This window comes from Actinomadura sp. NAK00032, assembly GCF_013364275.1.
Classification (GTDB): domain Bacteria; phylum Actinomycetota; class Actinomycetes; order Streptosporangiales; family Streptosporangiaceae; genus Spirillospora.
The window spans coordinates 8,297,000-8,312,190 of sequence record NZ_CP054932.1; the positions used below are offsets into that span (position 1 = coordinate 8,297,000).

The 15,191-nt window shown below is 69.6% G+C and carries 18 protein-coding genes; 5 read left to right on the top strand and 13 right to left on the bottom strand.

Features of this window, described 5'->3' with window-relative positions:
* Positions 1–49: 49 nt before the first annotated feature.
* Positions 50–535, top strand: a complete 486-nt coding sequence (locus HUT06_RS37995; protein WP_176200128.1) for a hypothetical protein — start codon at positions 50–52, stop codon at positions 533–535.
* A 108-nt stretch (positions 536–643) separates the two neighbouring features.
* Here HUT06_RS37995 and HUT06_RS38000 read toward each other — a convergent pair whose 3' ends face one another.
* Genes HUT06_RS38000 through HUT06_RS38010 form a run of 3 tightly spaced genes read right to left on the bottom strand, consistent with a single transcriptional unit; the run spans position 644 to position 1,888 of the window.
* Positions 644–838, bottom strand: a complete 195-nt coding sequence (locus HUT06_RS38000) for a DUF397 domain-containing protein (RefSeq protein WP_217711614.1) — start codon at positions 836–838, stop codon at positions 644–646.
* Between the two features lie 46 nt (positions 839–884).
* On the bottom strand, positions 885–1,079 hold the full coding sequence (locus tag HUT06_RS38005; protein WP_176200130.1) for a DUF397 domain-containing protein: 195 nt from the start codon (positions 1,077–1,079) through the stop codon (positions 885–887).
* On the bottom strand, positions 1,079–1,888 hold the full coding sequence (locus HUT06_RS38010; protein WP_176200131.1) for a helix-turn-helix transcriptional regulator: 810 nt from the start codon (positions 1,886–1,888) through the stop codon (positions 1,079–1,081). Before HUT06_RS38010 ends, HUT06_RS38005 begins: the two co-directional genes overlap by 1 nt.
* Positions 1,889–1,996: 108 nt before the next feature.
* Between HUT06_RS38010 and HUT06_RS38015 the strand changes: the two genes are divergently transcribed.
* On the top strand, positions 1,997–2,422 hold the full coding sequence (locus tag HUT06_RS38015; RefSeq protein ID WP_176200132.1) for an ATP-binding protein: 426 nt from the start codon (positions 1,997–1,999) through the stop codon (positions 2,420–2,422).
* 124 nt (positions 2,423–2,546) lie between these two features.
* On the opposite strand, the gene HUT06_RS38020 is transcribed toward HUT06_RS38015, so the two are convergent.
* The 8 genes from HUT06_RS38020 to HUT06_RS38055 all read right to left on the bottom strand — a co-directional run bounded on the left by HUT06_RS38020 (position 2,547) and on the right by HUT06_RS38055 (position 8,964).
* Entirely contained in the window at positions 2,547–3,134 is a 588-nt protein-coding gene (locus tag HUT06_RS38020) for a hypothetical protein (protein ID WP_176200133.1), read from the bottom strand.
* Between the two features lie 266 nt (positions 3,135–3,400).
* Positions 3,401–3,991 carry a hypothetical protein gene (locus HUT06_RS38025; protein WP_176200134.1) on the bottom strand — a complete coding sequence of 197 codons (591 nt, stop codon included), beginning with the start codon at positions 3,989–3,991 and terminating at the stop codon, positions 3,401–3,403.
* Positions 3,988–6,090, bottom strand: coding sequence for a hypothetical protein (locus tag HUT06_RS38030; protein WP_176200135.1), 2,103 nt, complete (start codon positions 6,088–6,090; stop codon positions 3,988–3,990). Before HUT06_RS38030 ends, HUT06_RS38025 begins: the two co-directional genes overlap by 4 nt.
* The gene (locus tag HUT06_RS38035) at positions 6,087–6,320 is read right to left on the bottom strand and encodes a hypothetical protein (protein WP_176200136.1); all 234 of its coding nucleotides are present in this window, start codon (positions 6,318–6,320) and stop codon (positions 6,087–6,089) included. The genes HUT06_RS38030 and HUT06_RS38035 overlap by 4 nt, the downstream gene beginning before the upstream one ends.
* Before the next feature lie 106 nt (positions 6,321–6,426).
* Positions 6,427–6,696, bottom strand: a complete 270-nt coding sequence (locus HUT06_RS38040; protein WP_067629811.1) for a WXG100 family type VII secretion target — start codon at positions 6,694–6,696, stop codon at positions 6,427–6,429.
* A 220-nt stretch (positions 6,697–6,916) separates the two neighbouring features.
* Positions 6,917–7,453, bottom strand: a complete 537-nt coding sequence (locus tag HUT06_RS38045) for a hypothetical protein (RefSeq protein WP_176200137.1) — start codon at positions 7,451–7,453, stop codon at positions 6,917–6,919.
* A 124-nt stretch (positions 7,454–7,577) separates the two neighbouring features.
* Complete coding sequence (locus tag HUT06_RS38050) at positions 7,578–7,907, bottom strand: hypothetical protein (RefSeq protein ID WP_176200138.1); 330 nt, start codon at positions 7,905–7,907, stop codon at positions 7,578–7,580.
* 13 nt (positions 7,908–7,920) lie between these two features.
* Positions 7,921–8,964, bottom strand: a complete 1,044-nt coding sequence (locus tag HUT06_RS38055; protein ID WP_254715605.1) for an SPFH domain-containing protein — start codon at positions 8,962–8,964, stop codon at positions 7,921–7,923.
* Positions 8,965–9,166: 202 nt separating this feature from the next.
* On the opposite strand from HUT06_RS38055, the gene HUT06_RS38060 reads away from it, so the two are divergent.
* Both HUT06_RS38060 and HUT06_RS38065 read left to right on the top strand, forming a co-directional pair.
* A complete protein-coding gene (locus HUT06_RS38060; RefSeq protein WP_176200139.1) occupies positions 9,167–10,936 on the top strand; it encodes a biotin carboxylase N-terminal domain-containing protein in 1,770 nt (589 codons plus the stop codon).
* Positions 10,937–11,083: 147 nt separating this feature from the next.
* Complete coding sequence (locus HUT06_RS38065; RefSeq protein ID WP_176200140.1) at positions 11,084–12,511, top strand: hypothetical protein; 1,428 nt, start codon at positions 11,084–11,086, stop codon at positions 12,509–12,511.
* A gap of 34 nt (positions 12,512–12,545) precedes the next feature.
* Here the strand turns inward: HUT06_RS38065 and HUT06_RS38070 are convergent, their stop codons facing one another.
* Positions 12,546–13,151, bottom strand: coding sequence for an SPFH domain-containing protein (locus tag HUT06_RS38070; RefSeq protein WP_176200141.1), 606 nt, complete (start codon positions 13,149–13,151; stop codon positions 12,546–12,548).
* Positions 13,152–13,309: 158 nt separating this feature from the next.
* Here HUT06_RS38070 and HUT06_RS38075 point away from each other — a divergent pair, with 158 nt between their 5' ends.
* A complete protein-coding gene (locus HUT06_RS38075; RefSeq protein ID WP_176200142.1) occupies positions 13,310–14,293 on the top strand; it encodes a sensor histidine kinase in 984 nt (327 codons plus the stop codon).
* A 9-nt stretch (positions 14,294–14,302) separates the two neighbouring features.
* Here HUT06_RS38075 and HUT06_RS38080 read toward each other — a convergent pair whose 3' ends face one another.
* Positions 14,303–14,962, bottom strand: a complete 660-nt coding sequence (locus tag HUT06_RS38080; protein WP_138641314.1) for a response regulator transcription factor — start codon at positions 14,960–14,962, stop codon at positions 14,303–14,305.
* Positions 14,963–15,191 lie beyond the last annotated feature (229 nt).

A 15,191-nucleotide genomic window follows, 5' to 3' on the forward strand; every position in this document is an offset into this window, starting at 1 on the left:
CGATCACGCGCTCTCGACTCATCGGTCGTTCCAGAGCACACTTGGCGGCATGTGGCGCCGCATCTGGAGCAGAAAGTGGCCAGCCTGGGCGATCACCTTGCTATTCCTGTGCGGAACGTTGCTGGCCATGAGCGCTGCGAGCGCCCTGTCCAAGGGACGCGAGCAGCGCGATCACGCCGTCCGGGCCGAAGCGACGGTGATCAAGGTCAACCGGCTGGCGTCCACGTCATGGGACCTGCAACTCGGTACGCCGAGCGCGCTCACCGTACGACATGTCGAGGCCTTCCAGCACGATCCGCGCGTCGGGGATCGCATCGTGGTCTACTTCTCCGCCATTCACCCCACTGACCCGGGCATGGTCACCGACGCCCGCCTCGGCCCACCGGGCAGGCACCTGATCGCACGCGCGAAGATCGCGGGAATCTTGGCACTCGTTCTTCTCGGGCTCGCCATCTTCGGGCTCACCCGCCGCCGCGACTCCACTCCCATCGCCGAAGATATGAGCGCGGTCAGGGAAATGGGCGGTCTCACCTGAGACAGTCGGCCCAGAGAGCGGAGCGACGCGAACGTCGCCACCCGTCATCTCCTCCACCAGTCGGCCGATCTTGAAGCGCGCCGCACACTCCAAGATCGGCCAACCCCCTCAGGGCCGGTCGAGCAGTCCTGCCTGGATGCGGTGAAGAAGACGTCCGAAGTGGTCACCGCTCACGCTCAGCCGCCCACCATCGGGATCCTTGGAATCCCGCATGGCGACACCACCGGTCAACCCGGCCACCTCGACGCACACCTCGTCGGTGGAACTGCCGCTGAACGAGCTCTTACGCCAACCCGCCTTCACACGCCCCTCCAAGAACTCAGCGACACAGGCTCAAGACGCGTCCTCGCTAGGGACGGTCGAGAACACCCAGCTTGACCTTTCTCACCAACGACGCGAACCCCACACCGCTCAGTTCGAGGCGCGCACCGTCCGCGTCCCTGGAGTCCCTGATCCCAACACCACCGGCAAGCTCGCCGACCTCGACACACATCTCATCGTTCGAGCTGCCGCTGTACGAGCTCTTACGCCACTTGACCGCCATCAGAAACCCTCCATGAGCTGCTTGATCAGGGCACGGGATTCACCCTCGGACGAGGCTTTTGCCCCGATCAACTCGAAATCTACGGCCATCTCCCGCACTTCGGAAGCATCCTGGGCCAACCTGCCGCCACGGAAAGCACCGATGTAAGCAACGTCCTTGCGTTCCAGGCTCATGATCTGGAACGGGCCGTTCAGTCCGAAGTGCCATCCCGCAGAGCGAGCGATGACCCGGATGCTCACGCTTGGACGCTCCCCCAACTCCAACAACCGCCGGAGTTGAGCCTTCATCACATGAGCGCCGCCAGTCGGACGGTCCAGGGCATCCTGATCGAGGAGCACCATGATCAGCGGATGGTCTTCCCGCCCGATGATCAGCTCCTGTCGCACCATGCGATCCATCAGCGCCTTATCGAGGTCCGCAACGCGAGCCATCGACAAGACCGCGCGGGCGTAGTCCTCGCTTTGCAGGGGAACGGGGATCGTCTGCCCCTGATAGATCCGCAGGATCCTGGCCCTCACCTCGTACTCGACGCTCTGACGGAACCAATCCGGGTTGTGCAGCGACCGCGCGAAGAACAGCAACCGCTCGAAGTGCCCGCCCGTGTCCCATGCCTCGTCGAGGGCCTTCGCCTGCTTCATGTCGATGCAGGCACGCCCCGCCTCCAGGTTCGCAACATGGGAGCGGACGCAATTGATGATCTCACCGACCTGGGTGCCCGTGAGCCCTCGCTTCTGACGATAAAACCGCAGGTCATAGGCCAACCAGTCGTACAGCGAGGACGCGGGGTCGATCTCGTTGGCGGCACTCATCAGCATCTCCCGGGGGTTGAGATGTTTCTGAATACACACCAGTCTAGCCACCCTGCGTGACCCTGGAGGCACGAACCGTGATCCTGTCCAGGAAGGAGTGGGCTACCGATGATGAGCACACCGGACTGCCTGCTGATCCCCATGCTGGCATCGAAGGCCGCGTCCGGCCTCGCGCGCACGCTTACGAAAACGCGCCTGCACAATTGGGGCTACATGCATATTTCGGACGATGCATTCCTCATCGCCTCGGAACTGATCGCCAACGCCGTGACGGCCACGCCCGGCAAGGAGATCCGCTTCCAGTTCAGCCGTGACATCGACGGCATCCTCATCGCGGTCTGGGACGCCAGCCCCGAACTGCCCCGAGCCAGCCCGATGGCCGAACTGACCCTCGACACCCTCGACCTCTCCAAGGAGCACTGGGACGACAACGGCGGCCGGGGTCTCCCGATCGTCGCCGCTCTCGCCGCCTCATGCGGCCACACCCCTGATCCGTCCGGCGGCAAATGGGTCTGGGCCCGCCTCAAGCCCTGAGCTCACCGGCTCGTCGACGAGTGCGGCCGTTGCGGCCGCTGATCAGCGCCAGCGGTACTGCCGGTCGACACCGCACACCGGATCCGCCGCTCGAACTCGGCCGCACCTAAGGCAGGACCCCTGCTCATGACGGTCTCGGCGTGCACTTGTGGAGTTCCCCGAACCGCTTCTGCGCGATCCGCATGAAGTCGAACATGTCCTGCACCGCATCCCGCCCACGCGCCACCCGTGCGAAGTCGATACTGATCCACACTTCCTTGTGCCCGCACCTGAACAACGCGATCACGTAGTTGGGGAGCCCGGTGAGACCACCGCTCGGGTCATATCCGGCCAGCCCCCGTCCCATCTCCGCCGGGATCTGCTGAGATGACTTGTGCGCCCAACTCCCCCGCTGCGTTCGCAGTATCTCCTCGCCCTCCATGTACGACCATTCAAGTCCCAGCGGACTCGCCTCTTTCTGAGGCATTGCCACGCAAAGCCCACCAGCCTTCTGAGGCCCACTCCAACTACTTTTCAACCGGGCAGTCACTCCAGTTACCCGCTGAAAAGAAGGCTCGGGCACCAGGTCGCAAAGGTAGGGAGCGCCATCCACCACTGGCCGCACATCTGGCGATGCCTTCGCCCCGGCAGCGCCGCCACCACCACATCCGGCAACCAGCGTCACCATGAGCACGAGAAGGAGGCTCGGCACCAGTCGCCGCACCGAGATCACCGCCGGAGGCTTACTGGAACTTCGCGCCACCCGAGCCCCTCATAAGCGCTGTCCATAACTCCCAATAAACGAACGAACACCAACAACGCGGGGAGCGCTCTGGCCGGACCGTCTATCACCTCGACTGCCCAGAGCACCTGAGGTATGCCGCTCACATCAATCCACGGCGCCATCGTCCACCCCGTCAGCGCCATCGTCACGGCCGTCCCACACCGCACACCGGATCCGCCGCTCGAACTCGGCCGCACCTAACGCCGGCCCCCTGCTCATGACGGTCTCGGCGTGCACTTATGGAGCTCCCCGAACCGCTTCTCCGCGATCCGCATGAAGTCGAACATGTCCTGCACCGCATCACGCCCTCGCACCACCCGCGCAAAGTCGATACTGATCCACGCTTTCTTCTGCCCGCACTTGAACAACGCGATTACATAGTTGGGCCGGGGGTCTGCGCCGAAGGTGGGGCGTATCACCGCAAGGCCCGTTCCCAACTCGCGCGGAAGGGGATGCGGAGAATCATCTGCCCAGAGCTTCTGCTGACGCCGAAGAACATCTAGACCGTCTTTGTATGACCAGTGCACTCCGAGGGGCGCCTCGCGTCCGGCCGCAAAAGCCAGGCAGAGGCCATCATCCGGCTGCGGCCCATTCGACCATTTGTCGTCGAGCGGGCCCTGTACTGCAGTGGCTTTGCGCAACGATTGCTCTGGGACGAGATCACAGAGATAGGGTGCTGCGTCGGTGACCACGCCGGGGTCGGCGGGAGGCGTCCGCGCACCGGGGTTCTGGCCTCCATCGCAGCTGGTGACCAGGAGGGCCGCCAGCCCGATGACACCGCAGAGGGCGAGGCGTGCGCGGATCATCGCTGCCCGGTCGGAATCACGTTGCCGTCCGAACCGCGGAAATGGCCGGTCACGTCGGCCGCACCACCGGTCACGGAACTCTTCAAGCCGCTCCGCACGCTGTTGAGATCGGTGTACTCATTCGCCCACTGCAAGAACTGGCTCACTTGCTCTGGGTTCATTTCATTCAGGGGCATGATCTTGGATTTACTGCCCTTCACCAGGAAGGGCTGCCCGGCCAACTCACGCTTCGCGTACGCGCCGTGAGCGACCACGGAGGAGGCGACCATCTGCATGAACATCTTTTCAAGCGCCTCGACGTTGGTCGTCGGGCCGACCACTGATTCCTTCGGTTTCTCCGCCAGTTGCTTGGTGATCCAGTCCACCATCTGCTTGCGCAGCTTGTTGACCGCGAGACTGTACAGCTTGCCGGCGACGGGAACTCGGTTCATCCTCTCCTCGCCGGTCGGGAGGAACGACACCCCCGTCTCCACGATATTGCGCAGGCTCTCGTGCACGCCCTGCAACCGCCCGCCCTCGGCGGCAATGTTCTGGTTCCGGATCTCCAGCAGACGGCCGAACATCCCTGCCTCACCGTCGACCACGTTCTGCCAGTTCGCCCCGTTGGCGATGGCGTGGTCGACGGCAAGCTTGGCGTGAGCGGTCTGCGTGGTGAGAAGTACTGTGAACGCCTGGGCATCGCGTGTGACGAAGAGCAGCAGGTAGTCCAGCTGGGCGTCGCTCAGCGGCGAACTCGACGTCTTGAGCGCGAGCCCGGCTGCGTTCAGGCTGCCGTTGATCTCGGTGATATGCGAGGCCAGCACCTCGGCCATCGGCCGCCGCAGCCCGGAGAGGGCGTCCAGGCCGTCGCCGTCCTTGATCTCCAAATGCTGGCCGGCGCTCACGCCGAAGTACTTGCGGGCGTCGGCTGCGAGGATCTTGCCCACCTCGAAGGCGAGGGCGGTCGACTCTGGGTCTTGGCCGGTGGTGGCGGTTTGGATTGCTTGGCCTAGGGCGGTGCCGTGGTCGGTCTTGGACCAGACCGGGCGGCGGTCGTGGAGGAGGTACTGGAGGGTGGTGGCCTTGAAGCCGGGTTCGGTGCCCTGTTCGAAGGGGCCCATGTAGGTGTGGGTGAGGAGGGCCTGGGCGGCTTGCTTGCCTGAGTGGGCGGCGGCGGTGAAGAGGGGCGCTAGGAAGTCCGTTTTGCGGTCACTGGGGACGACCTTTGTTGTGGCCGGGTCCAGGGCGTTGCCCAGGGCCGTCTTGCCGGCGAGGGTGGGGAGGGGTTCCTCGCCGAGGGTTTTTCGCAGGCGGCCGTCGTAGGCGATCATGTCGCTGCCAACGGTCTCGATGAAGTGGGCGGAGAAGCGGGTGTCGCCGGCGGCGGTGAGGAGGGCGGAGAGGGACTGGTAGCCCGACGTGCCGTGCGGGGGTGTGCTGAGGGGCGGGAAGTTCGCGCGGCCGGCGCGGGTGAGGTTGCGGAGGTAGTCGTCGCCCAGGTAGGCGGCGGTGCCCGGACGGGTCGACAGGGCGAGGCTGCGGCCCAGGAGAGCCAGGATCCCGCGGGTTTCGGCGGCTCGGGTGTCGACGCCTTCGCGGTCGTGGCGGGTGTCGGCGGTGAGCGGGACCGTCAGGTCCATTGGGAGTTTGAGGAGGGCCTCGGGGCTCAGGGACTCCAGGAGGCCCTTGGCGAACATCGGGGTGATGTCGTCGGGGCGTAGGGCGCGCAGGGCTGCTCGCGCGGCGGGGTCGCCGGAGGCGGCGCGGCGGAAGAGGTCGGCGCTGCGGCGGCCGGACGCGTAGCCGACCTGGTCGGTGTAGCGGTCGGGGAGTTTCAGGTAGTCGCCGTCCGGGCGGCAGATCTTGAAGGCGAGCTGCTGGCGGTCGAGGTCGTGCGCCAGTTGGTTGCGGCGGCGCAGGTCTGAGGCGGCCTGGTCGGCCCAGGCGGCGATGCGTTTGATCTCCATCGCGGGAGCCGTGCTGACCTGGGCGGCGTGCAGGGCCTGCCAGAGTTCGTCGGCGAGCTCGGCCAGTTTGGGGGCCGCCTGGGTGAGCCGGCGGGTCATCTGCTCGAACTCCGCCAGCTTGACGCCGCAGGTGTCGGGGTCGAGCCAGGTCACGGGCGGTTCAGTTCGTCTCGGACGAGTTGGAGCGCCCTGCGCAGCTCGGCGTGCAGGGCGGCGTCGCTCTCGTCGAGCTTGCGGGCGAAGGCGCGGGAGGTGGTGCCGCCTACCCAGGCGTGGTCGTCCATGGCCTGGCGAGGCGCGGTGAACAGGTGCCAGTGCTCGTCGGACAGCACCTGGATGCGGCCTAGGAGGAACTGCAGTTGCAGCGGTGATGGTGTGCTCACGTGATCCCTCTGGCGTGGGGCCGGCCGCGGGGTCGCCGGGAGCGGGGAGCTGAATGCGGGTCCCGACCTCGGGGGGATGGGCCGGGACCCGCGGCTCAGGGGGAGGTCAGCGGGTGGCGGCCTCGATGTTCTGCTGGGACTTGCGGATGTCCTGGCTGCCCTGCTCCAGGGCCAGCGCCATCTTGTCGAAGGCGGTCTTGGCCTCGGCCCAGGCGGAGCGGAAGCGGTCGGCGCCCGGGCCCCACCAGGCGGCGCTGCTGCTCACCGTGCGGCCGTTGAGGTCCTTGATCAGGGCGTCGAGGTTGCGGGAGTGCTTGCTGAAGATGCGGGACAGTTCCTCGAGTTCGCCGAGGTTGGCTCCGCGCTTGTCGCCCATCGCTCCGGCCCTTTCGTCGCTGATCGCCGAACGTTTTGCCGTGTGCTTCGGAAAGAATGGCGTCAGCTTACGCCCCATCGATCACGTCAATCCAGCCGCACCTCCCCCGAAACGGCCATATTCCCGCCATCTCGGGATGTCCGGATGTGGCCACCACGGGGCTTGTGACGCGCATACTTACTGTGCGTCAAGGAAATTTCAGAGCGCGGCGAAAGCGCGGTCAGCGGTCGGGGGTGACGGGGTCGTTGACCGGGCGGGCGGCCGGGTCCAGGACGCGTTCGGCGATCATGATGATCTGCTCGCCGCGGGTCCGGAACTCGAACCGGCGCCGCACCGACTGGGTGAACTTGCCGCCGCCGTACTTGACCTCGGTGTGCTCGACCGCCTCCAGCGTGATGCGGTCCCCCTCGCGGACGGCGCTGCGCGCGTCCAGGCGGGTGCGGGCGCCGGTGTAGGCGGGGCCGCCCGCCACCGGCGCGCGGTTGCGGGTCTCCAGTTCGCGGACGGCCCGCTCCTGCGCGCGCGCCAGCTTCGGGGAGATCTGCACGCCCTGCACCTCCGTCGGCATGGCGCGGCGGTCCTGCGCGTGCACGAGGGCCTGCGAGCGGCGCGCCAGGAAGGCCCGCGCGGCGACGGTCAGCTGCTCGGTGACGTAGTCCTCCACGGCGGGGGGCTCCCGGTGGACGGCGGACGAGGGCGCCACCAGGCAGGCGGCCAGCACCACCGCCAGGCCGGCCCGGCGCCAGGGGCGCACCATCGGCGGCTCCGGTGATCATGTGCGTGCAGATTCGAGCCGAGGGTACACCGGGTGGGCGCGCCCTTTCGCGGCAAAGCCCGCGCCCCGGGTGTAAGGGGCGCGGGCATTTCCGGGTAATGGCAGGTCAGCTCGCTTCGCTCTGCAGCGCGGCGACGCGGGAACGGGCCTGCGCCATCGCCTCGTGATAGCGCTCCTCCCATTCCGCGTCGCCGTCCTCGATGGCGGCGACCGTCTGCCGGCCGAGTTCGGCGCGCAGGTCGCCGGCGTCGTCGCGGGTGACCTGCCGGACGACGACCGTGGTGACGCCGCCGGACGACTCGGTGTGGGTCTCCCAGCGGGCGCCGCGCTCCAGCGCCGCCTTCCCGGCGGCGGAGCGGTCGGCGAACGCGTACATCAGCAGGACGACCACGGCGGCGACCACCGCGAGCGCCACCAGCACGATCAGGAACCGCATGACCGCCTCCCCGTCACCGGCCCCGCAGGAGCGACCCGTTCGGGTTGCCGGGCGCGTACACGGTGATGCCCTGCGGGAGCGCCTTCAGTTCCTCGATCCTCGCGCAGGTCGGGCACTTGTTGTAGCCGTCCTGCCGGGCCTTGTTGGCGGCGGCCTCCGCCTTGGCCGTGGAGACCTTCGCCTGCGCCTCGCTGACCTGCGCGAACGCGGCCTGGGCGCGGTCCACCGCGTCCTGCACCTTGGCCGGCAGGGTGATCCGGACGAGGTTGAAGTGGATGTTGGTCACGAACTTGCCGCCGAGCGTCTGCTCCAGGTCGGCGGCCAGGCTGGTGTTGATCGCGTTCTGCACCTTGGCGATGTTGGCGTTGTTGCTCTGCGCCTTCGCCCCGACGGGCTGGACGCCGCGCGGCTGCGCGGAGGAGTTCTGCACGAGCGCGCAGGAGGAGACGAGCTCGGCGCACCGGAAGCTGTTGATCTGGCTGCGCAGGTCGTTGTCGATCACCGGCCGGACGATCTGGTCGAGGAACGCCGACCAGCCCTGGTCGCCGTCGTAGACGTTGTACATCTCGCCGCCGGCGCTGCGGAACTTGCGGGTGCCGTACTTGTCGTCGAACTCCTTGATCGCCCCGTGGTCCTGGTTGAGGGTGAAGTACAGCGTCCCCTCGATGCCCATGTTGACGCCGTCGGAGCTCGGCACGGTGACGACGTCCACGCCGGTCTCGTCGCCCTTCTTGGCGTCCGACGTGATCGTGTAGAAGCGCTGCTGGGCCGGGTACTTGTGGACCTGCGAGTACAGGCCGATCCAGACCCGGCCGGAGCCCGGGTTGATCACCTGGCGGATCCTGTTGTTGTCGAAGAACCCGCCGTTGCGGATGACGGCGATCTCGCCCCCGCTGGTGCGCTCGTAGCCGCCGAACAGGGCGCTGAGCACCGGCCAGCCGACGACGACCAGCAGCACGGCGGCGATGACGGCGGTGCGCCGCCGGGGCCTGCTCAGCCCCGAGAGCCGGCTGCCCGCGCCGGCCCGGTTCTTGCCGGACGACTCCTTGTTGGCCACGACCACTCCTCTCGCGCCCGCCCCGTCTGCGTGCGGGTCGCGGATGAGACGGCGGCGGGCCCGGACGGGCTCCCCCGGTCACCAGACCGTTATCTCGCGAAACCTCCCACTATCCGGGACATGGAGCCCTATAAGGAGGGCCTTACGAAAAGCTGGTTCGGCCGTTATCTAGACTGCCTGCGAGGTTAGGGAGGAGACCCACGTGCGCAAGGTCCTGATCGCCAACCGCGGAGAGATCGCGGTCCGTATAGCCCGTGCCTGCCGTGATGCGGGGCTGGCAAGTGTGGCGGTGTACGCCGAACCCGATCTGGAGGCGCTGCACGTTCGGGTCGCCGACGAGGCGTTCGCCCTGGGCGGGCAGACGGCCGCCGAGAGCTATCTGAACATCGAGAAGCTGCTGAAGATCGCCGCCGAGGCCGGCGCGGACGCCGTCCACCCCGGGTACGGGTTCCTGGCGGAGAACGCCGACTTCGCCGCCGCGGTGGAGAACGCCGGGCTGACCTGGATCGGCCCGCCGCCCGCCGCGATCACCGCGCTGGGCGACAAGGTGCAGGCCCGGCACATCGCGCAGAAGGTCGGCGCGCCGCTGGTGGCCGGCACCAAGGACCCGGTGTCGGGGGCGGACGAGGTCGTCGCGTTCGCCGAGGAGCACGGGCTGCCCATCGCGATCAAGGCCGCGTTCGGCGGCGGCGGGCGCGGGCTGAAGGTCGCCCGGAAGCTGGAGGAGGTCGCCGAGCTGTACGACTCCGCCGTCCGCGAGGCGGTCGGCGCGTTCGGGCGCGGCGAGTGCTTCGTCGAGCGGTACCTGGACAAGCCCCGGCACGTGGAGACCCAGTGCCTGGCCGACAAGCACGGCAACGTGGTCGTGGTCTCCACCCGCGACTGCTCGCTGCAGCGCCGGCACCAGAAGCTCGTCGAGGAGGCCCCGGCCCCCTACCTGTCGGACGAGCAGCTCGAACTGCTGTACAGCTCCTCCAAGGCCATCCTGAAGGAGGCCGGGTACGTCGGCGCGGGGACCTGCGAGTTCCTCGTCGGCCAGGACGGCACGATCTCGTTCCTGGAGGTCAACACCCGGCTCCAGGTCGAGCACCCGGTCACCGAGGAGGTCGCCGGGGTCGACCTCGTCCGCGAGATGTTCCGCGTCGCCGACGGCGAGGAGCTCGGCTACGGCGACCCCGAGCTGCGCGGCCACTCGATCGAGTTCCGGCTGAACGCCGAGGACGCGGGCCGCGGGTTCCTGCCGGCGGTCGGCACGCTGACCGCGTGGCAGCCGCCGACCGGCCCCGGCGTCCGGTTGGACGCGGGCTACGACGCCGGGCAGACCGTCCCGCAGGCGTTCGACTCGCTGATCGCCAAGCTGATCGTGACGGGCGCGACGCGGCGGCAGGCCGTCGAGCGGTCCCGCCGCGCGCTGGCCGAGTTCGTGATCGACGGCATGCCGACGGTGCTGCCGTTCCACCAGGCCGTGCTGGACGACCCGGCGTTCGTGCCGGCGGACGACGAGACGCCGTTCTCCGTCCACACCCGGTGGATCGAGACCGAGTTCGACAACCGGATCCCGCCCTTCGAGCACGCTCCGGCGGGCGACGAGGACGAGGCGGGCGAGCGGGAGCGCGTCACCGTCGAGGTCGGCGGCAAGCGCATCGAGGTCGTGCTGCCCGCCGGGCTCGGCGCGTCCGCGGCCCCCGCCGCCGGGAAGGCGCAGCCCGCCAAGCGGCGCGGCGGCTCCAAGGGCGGCGGCGCGCAGGCGTCCGGCGACTCCCTGGTCAGCCCGATGCAGGGCACCATCGTCAAGATCGTCGTCGAGGACGGCGCGACGGTGGCGGCCGGGGACACCATCGTGGTCCTGGAGGCCATGAAGATGGAGCAGCCGCTCACCGCGCACAAGGCCGGGACGCTCACCGGGCTGTCCGCCGAGGTCGGGCAGACGGTCTCGGCCGGCGCCGTGATCTGCGAGATCAAGGACAGCTGACCGGCGGCCCGCTCCGTCCGGCCCGGGCCGGACGGAGCGGGCTGGACGGAGCGGGCCGCCGGCATGGGTGCCGGACCCCATGCCGGATCGGTACAAATCCGTCCAACGGAGGAGGCATCAGGCCGTCCACGTGGGCAGATAGTAGATATGAGCACCGAGAACCGGGCCATCCGAGCGGCACGCCGGGGCGCCGTCTCGGCGATCATCGGCGCCGTCGCAGTGCCGGCGTTCGCCTTCTCCGCCCCGGCGTCCGCCGCCGCTCCGGCCCAGCCCGCCGCCGTCCAGACGACCGTCCAAGCCGCCCAGCCGCAGGCCGCGCAGCCGCAGAACGCGCAGGCCGCGCAGGCCGCGCAGCCCGCGCAGCTCCGGGCCGATACGGTCGGGCAGATCGCGAACGGCCTCGTCAACTCCCGCCTCTACGTGACGAGTGAGGCCGGAAACGTGCTGTCGGCGGCCGACCAGAACCAGATCAAGCAGTCCCTCGCCGGGGACGGCGACGCCGACATCCGCGCCATGGTGATCAGCAATGACGCCACCGGGAGCCAGGTCAGGCAGCTGCTGCCGGCCGTCGCGCAGCGGGTCGGCAAGGGCGAGACGTTCGTCGCCGTCACCGCCGACGGCAGCCGGATGGCGGCGATCTCCAAGAACCTGGACCAGCGCGAGATCAACCAGATCGTGACCCGCAGCAACGGCATGCCGCTCAAGCAGCGGCTGATCGACTTCGGGGACCGCGCGGAGCAGAAGGTCGACGACAACGCCCAGTCCGGCGCGCTGATCGGGTACGTCGCGCTCGGCCTGGTCGTGCTGGTCGTGGCGGCGGCGACGGTCGTGTTCCTCAGCGCGCGCAAGCGGCGCCAGGCCCGCGAGGCCCGCGAGATGCAGGACCTCAAGCAGGGCGTCCAGGAGGACGTCACCCTGCTCGGCGAGGACATCGCCCGCCTCGACCTCAACGTCATGGACAAGGGCCTCGACCCGGCGATCCGCGCCGACTACGAGCACGCCATGAACTCCTACGACCAGGCGAAGTCGGCGACGGAGCGCGCGGCGAGACCGCAGGACATGTCGTCCGTGACGACGGCGCTGGAGGACGGCCGCTACTACATGACCGCCACCCGTGCCCGGCTGGCCGGCGACCCCGTGCCCGAGCGGCGCGCGCCCTGCTTCTTCAACCCGCAGCACGGGCCGTCCGTGCGGGACGTCATGTGGGCGCCGCCGGGCGGCAGCGTCCGCTCCGTCCCGGCGTGCCAGGCCGACGCCGAGGCCGTCCTGCGCGGGGCGGACCCCGACATCCGGATGGTGCCGTACCGGGGGGCGCGGGAGCCGTACTGGAGCGCCGGCCCCGCGTACGCGCCCTACGCCGGCGGCTACTACTACGGCTACGGCGGGTTCGACCTGCTCGGCGGGCTGCTGATCGGTACCGCGCTCGGCTCGATGATGGGCCCGGGCCTCGGCTGGGGCGGCATGGGCTACGGCGGCATGGACGGCGGGTTCGGCGACGGCGGCGGCGACATCGGCGGCGGCTGGGACTTCGGCGGCGGCGACTTCGGCGGGGGCGGCGACTTCGGCGGCTTCTGACCACCGCCGCCCCGGGCGGCCGGGGCCCCGGCGATCAGCCCGGCAGGCGCGCGGCGCCGCCGGTGGCGGCACTGCCGGTGGCGGAGCGGACCGGGACCGTCGCGTCGGTGATGGAGACGAGGGTCGCGGCCACTCCCCACGGCCGGACCGCCTCGTCGACGCGCCGGACCAGCTCCGGGTCGTCCCCGCCCGCCAGCAGGGACGGCAGGTCCGCCAGGTCCCGGTCCGCTATCAGACCGCGCAGCGCGACCTCGGTCGCCGCCTGCGCGGCGGAGGACGGCGTGCCCGAGATGTCCGCGGCCGCGGCGTACCTGACGGGGTCGTCGGCTCCCATCAGGGCGTGCGCCTTGAGCCGCACGGGCACACCGTCCCTGGTCATCGCCCGGAACCACAGGTCGTGCGGCCGCGGGCCCACCGGGACGCGCACGCCGCTGTCGGCGAGCGGCAGCAGGTAGCGCAGCCCGGGCCCGCGGACTCCGCGCGTCCTGCCGAAGCGCCGGACGACGAGCCGTTCGGACGGCGCGACGTGCCGGAGCCCGGAGAGCGCGGCCGCGGCGACCGCCAGTCCGAGGACGATCAGGAACGCGGTGGACGGGGCCAGCGGGCTCTCTCGCGCGGCGGACGCGGCGAGCGGGACCATCCGACCTCCTCCCCCTCGTTCTCACCTTCCACCGTCGGCGATGGGGCGGGGGCCCGCCATCGGGTCCGATGCCCATAAGAGAGGGGGACGGACATGCAGGTCGGCACGGGTGGCGCCCCACATGGACAAAGGGGCGCCGCATGCGATGACGTGGTCCCATGAGCAGGACACCCGTCTCGGCACTGTACTGGCGCATCCTCGGCATCAACGGGCTGATCTTCGCGATCGGCACCGTCCTGCTGGCGGTCGCGCCCGTCACCATATCCTCGCCGATCCTGCTGCGGGAACTGCCCGTCCTGGTGGTCGGGCTGGTGGTGATGATGGCGGCGAACGCGCTGCTGCTGCGCGCCAGCCTGTCCCCGCTGGAGCGGCTCACGGCGCTGATGGCGCGGCTGGACTCGCTGCGCTCCCGCGACCGGCTTCCCGCCACCGGCAACGGCGACCTGTTCCACCTCGTCGACCAGTTCAACGCGATGCTGGACCGGCTGGAGGCCGACCGCAGCATCAGCACCGCCGTCGTCCTGGACGCGCAGGAGGCCGAGCGGCGCCGCATCGCGCAGGAGCTGCACGACGAGATCGGGCAGTCCCTCACGGTGGTGCTGCTGGAGCTGAAGTCGGTGGTGGACCGCGCGCCCGAGGAGGTCGCGGCGGAGCTGCGCGGCGTCCAGGAGGTCGTCCGGTCCAGCCTGGACGAGGTGCGGCACGTCGCGCGGCGGCTGCGCCCCGGTGTCCTCGACGACCTCGGCCTGACCAGCGCGCTCACGGCGCTCGCCGGGGACTTCTCCGGGACCGGCGGGCCGCGGGTGACGCGCCGCGTGCAGACGGGACTGGTGGGCCTCGGCCCGGACGCCGAGCTGGTGATCTACCGGATCGCCCAGGAGGGCCTCACGAACGTGTGGCGGCATTCGGGCGCGCGCAGCGTGGAGCTGTCGCTCACGCAGGAGGAGGACGGGAGCGTCGTGCTCCGCGTCGTCGACGACGGCTCCGGCCCGCCCACCGAGGTCGGCTCCGGCATCCACGGCATGCGGGAGCGGGCGATGCTCATCGGGGCGCGGCTCACGATCGGCCCGGCGGACGGCGGCGGCACCGAGGTGCGGCTGGAGGTGCCGCCGGCGGGCTCCCGGCCCTCCGTCACGGGCTGAACCGGGCGGTCAGGGCTCGACGAGCCCGACCCTGATCGCGTACTTCGTCAGCTCCAGCCGGTCGCGCATGCCGAGCTTGCCGAGGATGTTCGCGCGGTGCCGGTCGACCGTCTTCACGCTGATCGTGAGGGTCTCGGCGATCTGCTTGGACGAGTACCCCTCCGCGATCAGCTTGATGATCTCCTCCTCGCGCGGGGTGAGGATGCTGTCGGGGCCGTCGCCGTCGCGCTCCCGGCCGAGGTACTCGCGGATCAGCGCCGTCACGGCCGCCGGGTACAGGAACGGCTCGCCGCGCATCGCGGCGCGGCACGCGTGCAGCAGGTCCCGGTCGGCGACGGACTTCAGCACGTACCCGGACGCGCCCGCCTTCAGCGCCTCGAACAGGTACTGCTCGTTGTCGTACATCGACAGGATCAGCGTCCGCACGGTGGGGAAGCGGCGGGAGATCTCGCGCGCGGCCTGCAGCCCCGTCATGCGCGGCATCGCGATGTCGAGGATCGCCAGGTCGACGCCGCCGGCCGCGAGCGCGTCGATGGCCTCCGCCCCGTCCGCCGCCTCCGCGACCACGGTCAGGTCGGGCTCGGCGTCCAGGATCAGCCGCAGCCCGCGGCGCACCAGCGCGTGATCGTCGGCCAGCAGTATCCGGGTGGCGGACTCGCGAGTGTGCACCCGATCACCTCCGGTATCGGATCCATCCTAGGCTCGGCTCCGCGAGCAGGTTCTCCTCCACCTGCAGATACATGCTCCATGGCGCCGATATGGGGGTCAGCCCCGATAAAGCGCGGGGCTCCCGGCACAAAGACTGGACAGCGTACGCGGAAAGGGGCGGACGCATGGCACACCGAACGACCGGCGGGCACCGTCACCCGCCCAAGGCGCCGCGGAGGCCGTCCTGCGA